The organism is Salegentibacter sp. (assembly GCF_036568425.1).
Classification (GTDB): Bacteria; Bacteroidota; Bacteroidia; order Flavobacteriales; family Flavobacteriaceae; genus Salegentibacter.
On sequence record NZ_DATCSO010000076.1, the window covers coordinates 15,962 to 27,906 of the forward strand.

The window sequence follows — 11,945 nt, forward strand, 5'->3', positions numbered from 1 at the left end:
CTTCAGAAAAAATCTTTCCATTTATATATTTCAGAATCGGTAAAGCAGGTTTCACATTTAGAAAATATCCATAGGCAATCAATAAAATCGGTGATCATATGGAATAAAAGTCCAATAAAAATTAGCCTGATGGTCTTATGTTTAATAAAAATAGTTCCTGTTAAGTATCCCAAAATCGGTATTGCTGAATGCAGAGGGTGATAGCCAATTCCGCAGCGCATAGGGTCAAAAAGAGGAGTTGCAATTATGTGGTCGAGATCTACGGCCATGGTAGCCAGGAGAATTAGCCAATTTTTTTTCCAGTTCTCTTTATCATAAAACCAGGCGATAGCACCAATAGCTATAAAATGAAGAAAATAATGCGTGAAAGTTTGCAATTAGAGTTGATATTACGGAGTTGTTGCGTGTACTGTTTCCTGTTTTAGGATTGATTTTTCAATAAATCTGATTTTATTATAGATAAAGAATTTATTCCTGCTGGTCTTCCTCTACGGCTTCCGATTCTACTTTTCCTTTAAGCAAATCCTTCATCTTATTCTTAAGAACAATAAATCGCCAAATGCCAACGGTGACAAAAAGCACAGAGAATACCAAGGCAAGATACCCAATATAATGCATCTCCTCATATTCCTTAAGCTGAATAAGGGCAAGACCACCTAAAAGGAAATAAAGTGCTGCCTGGGTATAGGAGAGTAAAGTACGTTCATTGGCGAGTTTAGTTCGCTCTAGTGCAAGGTGTTCGCGGATGATACTCTCATCAATTTTTCTGCCGGTAAAAAGCCTTCCGAATTTAACTTTTCTCATAAAAATTACTTCCTTAACAGTTTTAAAGATAACTTTTTGGATGCCAAAAACTAAAAAAAATAGAACCGGGACTTTAAATATTTGTCAAAGTATCTCTAACCCAGCCAGACTTAAATGCCAATTTCCGAAAATTAAAGGCAGGAATTGTCTCCTCTAACCTTGCGAGCCAAAACTTCTCTGTTTTCAAACTATTGGCAAATACAGCCCGGAGCGGTAAAGCTCTGGGTGCCTTCGTGCCAGGGAAAAGCAGCATTATATTTATTGTTTTCCCAGTAAAAGCTACCACGTTTCTTAGGCTCGTTGCCAATTTCATTCATCGTTTCAGAATCATATAATCTTCCGTTCACCATTGTATAAATAACAGTTTCAGAGTTGCGAATGTCCTCCAGTGGATTTTTCTCCAGAACTATCAAATCGGCCAACTTCCCTTCTTCAAGGGAACCAATTTCACTTCCCATACCAATATATTCAGCTCCGTTTATGGTAGCTGCCTGCAGGGCTTCCATATTAGTCATTCCACCCATTTGAAGTAACCAAAGTTCCCAGTGTGCACCGAGTCCCTGTAATTGCCCGTGAGCCCCAAGATTTACTTTTACTCCGATATCGGTAAGGGCTTTAGCTGTTTCTGATACAAGTACCGGCCCATTCTCATATTCTTCGTCGGGAAGTTTAGTACGGTGACGTGATCTGGAATCTACTATGTATCTCGGGGTGAAATTAAGCAAGCGCTCATTTTCCCATACATTATCTTTTTCATAGAAATAATACTCCCCGTTAATGCCGCCATAATTCACGATAAGGGTAGGGGTGTAACCGGCACTGCTGTTACCCCATAGAGTTTCTATGTCTTTGTAAACCGGCGCTACTGGAATATTATGTTCTATCCCTGTATGTCCGTCTACGATCATATTCATGTTGTGTAGAAAAGTACTTCCGCCTTCCGGCACCACATTCATTTCCAGTTCCTTTGCAGCCTGCATAATTTGCTGGCGCTGCTCCCGGCGAGGCTGATTGTAACTCTTTACCGAAGTCGCACCAAAGGCCTTTGTTCTTCTCAGAGCTGAGCGGGCATCTTCCAGGCTGTTAATCACCGCCTTGAAATCCCCATCGGCACCATAAAGAATAACTCCTGTCGAATAAATTCTGGGACCAATCATTTCCCCGGCTTTCACCATTTCAGCCATACTGAAGATGGTTTCACTCAGTGCTGAAGGATCGTGAACTGTAGTTACCCCAAAGGCAAGATTTGCATATAGAGGCCAGTGTTTTTCCGGAGTAAGTCCATACCGAAAAGCACCAATATGGGCGTGGGCGTCTACAATTCCAGGCATAATCGTCTTGCCTTCCAGGTTATAAACCTTTGCGCGTTCCGGGATATTCACTTCGGAAACTTTCCCCACCGAAATAATTTTATTGCTTTCAATTAAGATACTTCCATTCTCAATGACTTTGTCGCCGTTCATAGTGATGATGCGCGCATTGGTAAAGGCGATCTGCCCGGAGGGAAAATCGGTTTCCAGCTTTAATCCTATTTTAGTGCCTTTTTCAGTAATTGGAGGGATAGAATCCGGCGAATTCTGCAAAAAGCTAAACCTTTCTGAAACACTGTTGGTGAAATATTCATCTCCAAGGGTCCAGTGTAGATTTTTACTGTCATTGGACCAATGCAGGTTAAGACCGGCATCTTTGGCGATTTGACTTACCGGCACCGTTTTAGTGTTATTATCCAGGTCCACCGGGCGACCGTTCATTGGAAGCGGGGCAACATAGGCCTTATGCAAATGTGAAAAAACCACCCATTTGTTATCTGGACTGGGAACCAATCGGTTCGCATATTTAGACTTAATATGCGTGCGTTCATCATACCCCTTCAGGTTAATACTCTTTAAATTTTTCTCGATACTGCCCATAAGGCTTCCTCCGGTTTGGAAAAAAATGCGTTTACCATCGGCGCTGTATTGTGGGAAATCGCCCGAATCATGGATCTTTTTCATATTTTCTCCGGAAGTATCAATGCTGTAGATTCCCGGTTCTTTGCTGAATGTCTGTCCCTGGTCTGAGTTTCCCTTCTCCTTTACGAATACTAGGCTTTTTCCATCATTTGAAAATGAAGGGTTTCTGAAGATCCCTTTCTCTGAAGTTAGCTTCTGAGGATTTCTGCCACTAAGGCCAACTTTCATCAAGGCACCCATCCCCTCATCGGTCCAGGTTACATAGGCGATCTCTTTTCCGTCAGGGGAGAAGGCCGGTTCGAATTCAAATTCCTCACTTGTGGTGAGACGCTGAGGTTTGCCCTTGGGCAGATCTTTTTTCCAGAGATAACCCACGGCGCTAAATACTAAGGTCTTTCCGTTAGGGGAAGTGACTGCGTGACGAATCACCTTTGCATCAAATACTTCGGAAAAAACCTGGTGCTTGCTGCGATGGCTTTCGGCAATCTCAATAGTGTTATCTACCTCAAAAGGAATCACTTCACTTTCCAGGGTTTCGTGATTTACTTTGTTGATCTTGCCTTCGGCCCAGAATACGATTTCCTTATTGTTGGGCATCCAGGAGAAGCCTGGATAAACACCAAAAATGGCCCAGGCTTCCTGCTGGTCTTTGCTAAGCTTATCGTACACCGGCCATTCCTCACCGGTTTCCAAATCATGAATATATAAAACAGATTTTGTCCTGATACGCTTTACAAAAGCCAGTTTCTTCCCGTCGGGTGAAACCTGAGGTCTTGCTGCCCCGCCGGGACCACCTGTTATAATGGTGTTCTCACCGGTATCGAAATCGTAGCGTTTTATCACGTAGATCTGTTTATTCGGGTCTTTGTTATACTGGAAAGCACCTCCGGGATACATATCTTCGCTGTAATACAGGTATTTACCATCGGGAGAAATGCTGGGTTCGTTCACGTCCTGCTGATCGTTTTTCCGCTCGGTGAGTTGCAATCCTGCCTCTCCACCGATATGATATTGCCACATTTCGCCGGCTCCCAGCGAACGTCCCGAGGTGAAATGTTTTCTCGCAATGATGGAATTTCCATCGGCGGCCCATTCCCCGTTATTTAGTAGTCTAAAATCTTCTTTTGTGAGTGGCCTGGCGTTTTTGCCGTTGCTATCCATTATCCAGATGTTATCGCCTCCGGCGGCATCGCTGGTGAAAGATATTTTGGAGCCATCGGGGTTAAACCGGGGTTGTACTTCATAGGCCATTCCACTGCGAAGAACTTTGGCCTTTCCACCGGAAACAGGCATAGAATAAATATCGCCCAAAAGGTCAAAAACTATGGTCTTTCCGTCGGGGCTAATGTCAAGGTTCATCCAGGTGCCTTCATCGGTTTCAAGCCTTACCTCTTTGATATTCCAATCATCGGTATAGGGATCGTTAACATCCCATTTATCTTTTTCTTCCTGTGCAATCAGTTGGGGGGCGGCCAGAAGTAAAATCAGGACCGGAATGAAATTTTTAAGCATAGCTGGATTATTAATTGGAGCTAAAGATAATAATACTTAGGAAAAGGAGCTTAGGATCAGGAAGTTTGTGCTTTTGGAGCTTAAACAAAATACGAGCTCTTGGTGTATGGTATGTTCAATTTTTTCAGTTTTATTTCGTAGGTGTTTCCTGTGCTTAATATGAAACTGTCAAATAAACTCATCAGATGGAATTTTTGAATATCCTTGTATTTAATTACCTTCAGGGAATTTACGCTAATAGCTTCAAGGCTTTAGAAGCCCCATAGCTAAAAACATTGCTTTTAGTTATGTTCGTGCAATGATCTAATAGGTTTTTAAAAAGGCAAATTACTTAGATCTACGTTTCCACCCGAAATGATTATCCCGGTTTTCTTTCCCCTGAATTTTTTCTTCTCCCGTAGCAAAGCGGCGAAGGCTACTGCGCTCGAAGGTTCCACGATAATCTTCATCCGTTCCCAGATTAAGCGCATTGCTGAAACAATTTCATCTTCTTCAACCCTAATTATTTCTGAAACATATTTTTGAATCAAGGGGAAATTTTTGTCTCCAAGTTGGGTTTTAAGTCCATCGGCAATAGTGTTTGTTGATTTGTTAGTTTCAATTTTTCCGCTTTTAAGGGATTGGTAGGCATCATCTACTTCAAAAGGTTCAGCGCCAAAACATTCACAACTTTTTCCGAAGTAATTTACTGCAAGCGCACTACCGGCCAGGAGTCCGCCACCCCCCACGGGAGTGATAACAAGATCGAGGTCAGGTTGTTCTTCTAATAATTCGATGGCTGCCGTTCCTTGCCCGTAAATTACATCCAGTTGATTGGAAGGATGTAAAAAAGTAGCGCCGGTCTCTTTTACGATTTTTTCGGCGGCTTCTTCCCGGTCTTTTAAGGTAGGTTGGCAAATTGTGATTTTTCCTTCATAATTTTTAACCGCGGCTTTCTTTACTTCAGGAGCTGAAGAAGGCATTACAATATAAGCCGGAATCCCCAGGTTTTTTGCTGCAAGAGAAACTGCCTGAGCAAAATTTCCGGAAGAATGGGTAACCACTCCCTTTTTTCGCACTTGCTCGCTTAGGTTTAATATAGCTGCCGTAGCACCCCGCATTTTAAAGGCTCCAGCCCGCTGAAAGTTTTCGCATTTAAAGAAGATGGATGTTCCGGCCAATTCGTTAAGCAGATGAGAACTAAATACAGGGGTGCGGTGAATGTATGGTTTTATACTTCTGTGGAGCCTTTGGAATTCTTTTTTACTAATCATCTTGTGAAATAAGGCATATCCCGATTATGGATAAAATTATTAATCCTTAAAGTTAAGGTTTCTAACCAAAATCAAAAACTTCCAAATACGGATTACTACTTCTCTTCCTCAATTGGAATGGCCAAAAAGGGCACATCTGCTTTTTTGAGCAATTCCAGAGAAACATTTTCAGAAAGAATATTAAAGAGAAGTCCATGTTTGTGAGTGCCAACAATCAAAAGATCGGCATTGAGTTTTTTAACTTCTTCGATAATAGTCTTAACCGTGGATCCTTGAATAAGCAGAGCTTCAGCTTCGATGTTTTGATCTACAAAGAGCTTGCTTATGGCTTGAAGCTGCCTATGTTCTTCCCGAAATTCTTCAGCCTTTACATCTCTAATATACTGAGGTCCAACTTCGTATCCTGTAAAATCGGGGCTTGGTTCAGCCACGTGAACAACCCAAATCTTTGACCCGAATTTTTGAGCGATGCTTTCTGCATAACCCATAAGTTCTCCAATGGTGTCATTGAAATCTACTGCAACCAAAATGTTTTTAAATGCTTCCATGATATGAATGTTTAATAACCTTTTTCCTGTTCTATTACATTTTTAAGTGGTTCTTCTTCCATCATTCTTTCATAATTTTCAACGATTTGGGGAACCACATAATTTGGGTGGGTAACACTTGCGATGTGGGGAGTTATAAATACTTTGGGATGTTCCCAAAACGGATGATCGTCGGGCAAAGGTTCCTGCCAGAATACATCCATAGCCGCTCCTGAAAGGTGGCCCTGGTCTAACATTTCTATCAAATCGAGTTCCACCAGGTGTTCTCCCCTTGCTACATTGATTACGTATGCACCTTCTGGAAGTTTTTCAAACAGTGTTTTATTAAGAATCTTCTCGGTTTCAGGGGTGAGCGGAAGTAAATTTACCAGGATTTCAGACTCTGCCAGGAAAGCCTCCATTTGATCTTCTCCTGAAAAACTTTCAACCTGGTCAATCTCCTTAGGAGTTTTTGAAAAGCCGTGTACCTTAAATCCGTTATTTGCTAAGGTTTTAGCCGTTTTTTGACCAAGATGACCAAGACCTAAGATTCCAACCTTAACGTCTTTATTTCTTTTGTAAGTTACGGGATTCCATTTTTTTTCAGCCTGTTGTTTCTGATAAATTAAAAGATCGCGCTGATAATTTAGAATAAGGCTTAAAACGAAATTACCCATATCTTCCTCAAGCATATTATCCACAACCTTAGTTATCTGGATATTTTCCGGCAGGTCCGGGTCGGAGGTGATATGATCTACTCCTGCTCCCATGGACGCAATAACTTTTAAGTTCGGGTAATTTTTGAACAGCCCGCGCGGATGCTTCCAGGCCAGCACAAAATCCACATCTTCCTTATCGTGTTCTTCGGGGTATACATAAATATTTAATCCCGGGTGTTGGTTTTGTAAAGCTTTTACCCAAGGCTTCGGGTCTTTTCCCGGACTAACAATTAAAAATGACATTCGTTCTCTTTTAAAATGGTTTATATTTTAACTAACAAAGGCACTGTAACCAGTGATGGCTCGGCCTACAATTAATGAATTTATTTCTTTGGTGCCTTCATAGCTGTAGATAGCTTCGGCATCGGCCACAAAACGGGCCACATCATATTCGAGTAAAATTCCGTTTCCTCCCATAACTTCCCGGGCCCGGCTCACCACATCCCGGGTGCGCATACTACAGAAGACTTTTGCTAAAGAGGCGTGTTCATCTGAAAGCATTTCTGCATCCTGCATCTCTGAAAGTCTAAAGACCAGGGTTTGCATAGCCGTAAGATTGGAAAGCATTTCTACCAGGTGATTTTGAATAAGCTGATAGGAAGCAATTGGTCTTCCAAATTGCTCCCTTTTCCGAGTATACTTCAGGGCGCTTTCATAGGCACCTCGGGCACAACCTACTGCCTGCCATGCAACTCCGGCACGGGTCATCCTCAGTACTTTGGCCGTATCCTTAAAGCTGTTGGCATTTTGCAGCCGGTCACTTTCGGGAATTTTACAATTTTCGAGAGTAATAAGTGCATTCTGCACAATTCGCAGCGCCATCTTATCTTTCATCTTTTCGGCTTTAAAGCCGGGATTTTCTTTTTTAACCAGGAAACCTTTTACCTGATTAGAGTCCTCATCTCTGGCCCAGATTACGATCACATCAGCAAAGGTAGCGTTACCAATCCATTTTTTCTGCCCGTTTAAGATCCAGTTTTCACCATCAAATTTACAGGTACTTTCCAGTCCTCCGGCTACTCCCGAACCAACATTTGGCTCAGTTAAACCAAAAGCACCAATTTTTTCCAGTTTTTGCATCTTCGGAAGCCATTCCTGCTTTTGTTCCTCGCTACCGCAAAGATAGATAGAACCCATCGCCAAACCGCTGTGAACTCCAAAAAATGTGGAAATTGAAACATCTACCCGGGCGATTTCCTGGGCGATGATACCTTCCATCAAAAACGGAAGCTTGGGGCAGCCATAGCCTTCATACGGAACACCTGTTATATTGAGTTTCCTGAATTTTTCTATGATCTCGAAAGGAAATTTAGCACGGTTCCAATGATCATTAATCAAAGGCCGGACCTCGTCTTCCATAAAATTCCGGACTTCCATTTGTAATTTGCGCTGTTCTTCGCTTAGTTTGAGATCCAGATTATAGAAATCCCCATCTATAGGAGGCAGATCACTTTGCCCTTTTTTCCGTTTTGTTTTTAACATTTTCATCAGGCCATTGAGTTGGCGTTCATCCAGGGCACCCAATGTTTTCATTGCTTCTGAAAGGTCTATTTGCTGGTTTATTTTTGCCAGTTGATTCATGTCAACCGATCTCAGTAGCCTGAAGGTGTTTCGAACTTTTTTAAAAACGGACATTTATTGCGGGATTGGTTGGGACTTAAAATTAGGAATAATTAATCCGGCCCGCTGTTAAAGCTTTCCGAAGAAAACGTCAAAAAAAATAGGCCGCTATTGTCGCGGCCTATTTAGTGCTAATTGTGAGTTAAAAATTAAAGTCCAAAGGCTTCTTTTACCTTATCTACATAATCCAGTTTTTCCCAGGTGAACAATTCCACTTCCTTGGTGATTCGGCCATTATAAGGGCTTTCGAATACCTTGGTAAGAGTTCTTGGTTTCTTACCCATATGCCCGTAGGCAGCGGTTTCACGGTAGATAGGATTACGTAACTTCAGTCGTTCTTCAATGGCTGCTGGGCGCATGTCGAAAATTTCTCTTACTTTTTTGGCGATCTCTCCATTTTTTAGATCCACTTTGGAAGTTCCGTAGGTATCTACGAAAATAGAAGTAGGTTCCACTACCCCAATCGCATAAGAAACCTGTACCAAAACTTCATCGGCCACTCCCGCAGCGATCAGGTTTTTCGCAATATGCCTGGCAGCATATGCGGCCGATCTGTCTACCTTGCTCGGGTCTTTTCCTGAAAAAGCACCTCCACCGTGAGCGCCTTTCCCACCATAAGTATCTACGATAATCTTTCTCCCTGTTAAGCCGGCATCCCCATGTGGACCGCCGATCACGAATTTTCCGGTGGGGTTAATATGATAGGTGATATCTTCATTAAAGAGTTTCTGTACGTATTCAGGCAATTGTTTTTTCACCCGCGGTATAAGAATTTGCTTAATGTCTTTTTCAATCTGTTTTTGCATCGCCTCATCTTCACCGAATTCATCGTGCTGGGTAGATACCACAATAGACACTATTTTCTGCGGAATATTTTCATCGTTATATTCAATGGTTACCTGGCTTTTGGAATCTGGTCGAAGGTAGGTTATCTCTTTTTCCTCCCGTCTTATTTTCGCCAGTTCGATAAGGATCTTGTGGGAAATATCTAAGGCCAGGGGCATATAGTTTTCGGTTTCATTGGTAGCATAACCAAACATCATTCCCTGGTCTCCGGCGCCTTGTTCCTCTTTGTTTCCTCGATCTACCCCCTGATTTATCTCCTGGGATTGTTCGTGAATAAGCGAAATGACCCCACAGGAATCCCCGCTGAATTTATATTCACCTTTAGTATACCCTATATCATTAATTACATCCCGTGCTATGGTTTGCACATCCAGATAAGTATCGCTGCGAACTTCCCCGGCTAGCACAACCTGCCCGGTTGTTACCAGTGTCTCACAGGCAACTTTGGAGTTTTCGTCAAAAGCAAGAAAATTATCGAGTAGGGTATCACTTATCTGGTCGGCGATCTTATCGGGGTGTCCTTCAGAAACGCTTTCAGAAGTAAATAAATATGCCATATTTCTTTTAGGTATTATAAAATTATAGGCTGAATTTGACTTGTGAAGCTAGCAGGAGTAGTATTACTGCTTTAGCATTTTTAATACACCTTGGTGTATTTAGGGTTGCAATCAGTCAAATCCTTCCCTTTTATTTATTAGGTGACAAATGTATAAAAATAAGTGGATTCAATATTTTTTTTCAAAGTTTAATTCAAAAATACTTTCTGTAGGAGTTCCCTGGTCAATCCTGAAAGAACTTCAGGAAACTCAGGTTTGTTTTCTGAAAGACAGGATTAATAGCATTTAAAATAAATATTTCGTAAAAGTGAGTCTTTAGCTTGGATATTAAAAAAAAGCGCCCTTATATTTGTAGCCAACAAAACAACGAAATGCACAAGTTTATTTGCAATATGATGCGTATGATGATGTGGAAAGCCTCCGCAGCGCGCACTATTGCATAAAACTGAAAAGATATTTTGCAAAAGCCGCTGCCACCGCAGCGGCTTTTTTTTGTTTAAAAAGTGTCATTTCGGCGAAGGCGGAAATCTATTAAAGGAATAAAATATAAAATTAGTTTCCCGCCTTCAGGGAAAGACAAAAAGAATTAATGATGAGTAATAATCTGTCAATAGCAAAAAATATGATGATGCGAATTATGATGATGTGTATGTCTATGCACATGAAATGCTATTGCCAGAAGCGAATGTAACTTAGTTTTAAAGTTCGATTCAAGTCCCCCTGGTAATAGCGAAACCAGGGGGACTTTTCATTTAAACATTAGTCATTTCCGCGCAGGTGGAAATATCAAAAACCAAATTCATACATTAAAAAACTAATATCATGAGTACTCATAAATTTTCAACCAACGCCCTTCACGCAGGACACGATGTAACCACTAATTCGGGAACCAGAGCAGTACCGCTTTATCAATCTACTTCCTACGTATTTAAGAACTCCCAACACGCCGCTGATCTTTTTTCTCTGGCCGAGCCAGGATTCATTTATACCCGAATCAATAACCCCACAAACGATATCCTGGAACAGCGTCTGGCCGCGCTGGAAGGTGGAATCGCAGCGGTGGTTACCGCTTCGGGAACTGCTGCAATAAATACCACTTTGCTAACTTTGTTGAAAGCCGGAGATCATATCGTGGCCTCCAATAGTTTGTATGGTGGAACCTATAATTTACTGAATGTAACCCTGCCCCGTCTTGGAATAACCACCACTTTTGTGAAGCCAGGGAATCCGGAAAACTTTAGTAAAGCGGCCAAAGAGAATACCAGGGTGTTCTTTGTGGAATCCCTGGGAAATCCAAAGCTGGACGTGCTTGATCTTAAGGCGATCTCTGCGGAGGCTAAAAAATTTAAAGTTCCTTTTATCGTTGATAATACGGTAGCAACCCCATCACTTTTGAAACCCATAGAGCACGGCGCCGATATTGTGATCGAATCCCTAACAAAATACATCAACGGAAACGGTACGGCCCTTGGCGGCGCGATAATCGATGCCGGAAGATTCGACTGGGCTAACGGAAAGTTCCCTGAGTTTACCGAGCCATCTCTGGGCTATCACGGCCTGGTTTATCACGAAGCCCTAAAGGAAGCTGCCTTTATTGCGAAAGTGCGTATTGAAGGTTTGAGAGATCATGGGGCTGCACTAAGTCCGTTTAATGCGTTTCAGATTATTCAAGGGTTGGAAACTTTGGAAATACGCATCAAAAAGCATAGTGAAAACGCGCTGAAGCTTGCTAATTGGCTTCAGGAGCAGCCGGAAGTAAAATGGGTGAATTATCCCGGCCTGGAGAGCAGCAAATATTATAAGCTGGCCCAGCAATATCTTCCCAAGGGGCAAAGCGGGGTAGTGACCTTTGGGGTTGATGGTGGCTACGAATCGGCAAAAATAGTAGCTGATGAGACCAAGCTCTTTTCTTTGGTGGCCAATATTGGTGATACGAAATCCCTGATTATTCATCCTGCCAGCACTACACATCAACAGCTCAGTGAAGAACAACAAGCGACAACAGGAGTTACTAAAGATCTTATACGGCTTTCAGTTGGACTGGAAGATGTAGAGGATCTTAAAAATGATCTTAAAGAGGCATTTTCTAAAATAGAAAAAAATGCATTGGTATAATCATTTGTTGGTTGAAAGGGGAAGGGAAAAGCACCCTGGT

Annotated in this window: 9 protein-coding genes; 1 reads left to right on the forward strand and 8 read right to left on the reverse strand. The window is 42.0% G+C overall.

Translation table 11 applies throughout. From position 1 onward, the window contains the following. Positions 1-2 precede the first annotated feature (2 nt). From VIM94_RS07270 to metK, 8 genes are all read right to left on the reverse strand, one after another. On the reverse strand, positions 3-377 hold the full coding sequence (locus VIM94_RS07270; RefSeq protein WP_332038626.1) for a DUF6122 family protein: 375 nt from the start codon (positions 375-377) through the stop codon (positions 3-5). A 91-nt stretch (positions 378-468) separates the two neighbouring features. Then, the gene (locus VIM94_RS07275) at positions 469-804 is read right to left on the reverse strand and encodes a DUF202 domain-containing protein (RefSeq protein ID WP_332038627.1); all 336 of its coding nucleotides are present in this window, start codon (positions 802-804) and stop codon (positions 469-471) included. A 188-nt stretch (positions 805-992) separates the two neighbouring features. Next, positions 993-4,268 (reverse strand): amidohydrolase family protein, encoded by a 3,276-nt coding sequence (locus VIM94_RS07280; RefSeq protein ID WP_332038628.1) that lies wholly within the window; start codon positions 4,266-4,268, stop codon positions 993-995. A gap of 314 nt (positions 4,269-4,582) precedes the next feature. Continuing rightward, a complete protein-coding gene (locus VIM94_RS07285) occupies positions 4,583-5,521 on the reverse strand; it encodes a pyridoxal-phosphate dependent enzyme (RefSeq protein WP_332038629.1) in 939 nt (312 codons plus the stop codon). Positions 5,522-5,616: 95 nt separating this feature from the next. Further along, positions 5,617-6,069 (reverse strand): universal stress protein, encoded by a 453-nt coding sequence (locus VIM94_RS07290; protein WP_332038630.1) that lies wholly within the window; start codon positions 6,067-6,069, stop codon positions 5,617-5,619. Between the two features lie 11 nt (positions 6,070-6,080). Continuing rightward, positions 6,081-7,010, reverse strand: coding sequence for a glyoxylate/hydroxypyruvate reductase A (locus VIM94_RS07295; protein ID WP_332038631.1), 930 nt, complete (start codon positions 7,008-7,010; stop codon positions 6,081-6,083). Between the two features lie 27 nt (positions 7,011-7,037). Continuing rightward, positions 7,038-8,402, reverse strand: coding sequence for an acyl-CoA dehydrogenase family protein (locus tag VIM94_RS07300; protein ID WP_332038632.1), 1,365 nt, complete (start codon positions 8,400-8,402; stop codon positions 7,038-7,040). Between the two features lie 134 nt (positions 8,403-8,536). Continuing rightward, complete coding sequence (gene metK / locus VIM94_RS07305; protein ID WP_332038633.1) at positions 8,537-9,790, reverse strand: methionine adenosyltransferase; 1,254 nt, start codon at positions 9,788-9,790, stop codon at positions 8,537-8,539. An 822-nt stretch (positions 9,791-10,612) separates the two neighbouring features. On the opposite strand from metK, the gene VIM94_RS07310 reads away from it, so the two are divergent. After that, on the forward strand, positions 10,613-11,905 hold the full coding sequence (locus VIM94_RS07310; protein WP_332038634.1) for an O-acetylhomoserine aminocarboxypropyltransferase/cysteine synthase family protein: 1,293 nt from the start codon (positions 10,613-10,615) through the stop codon (positions 11,903-11,905). Positions 11,906-11,945: the final 40 nt, after the last annotated feature.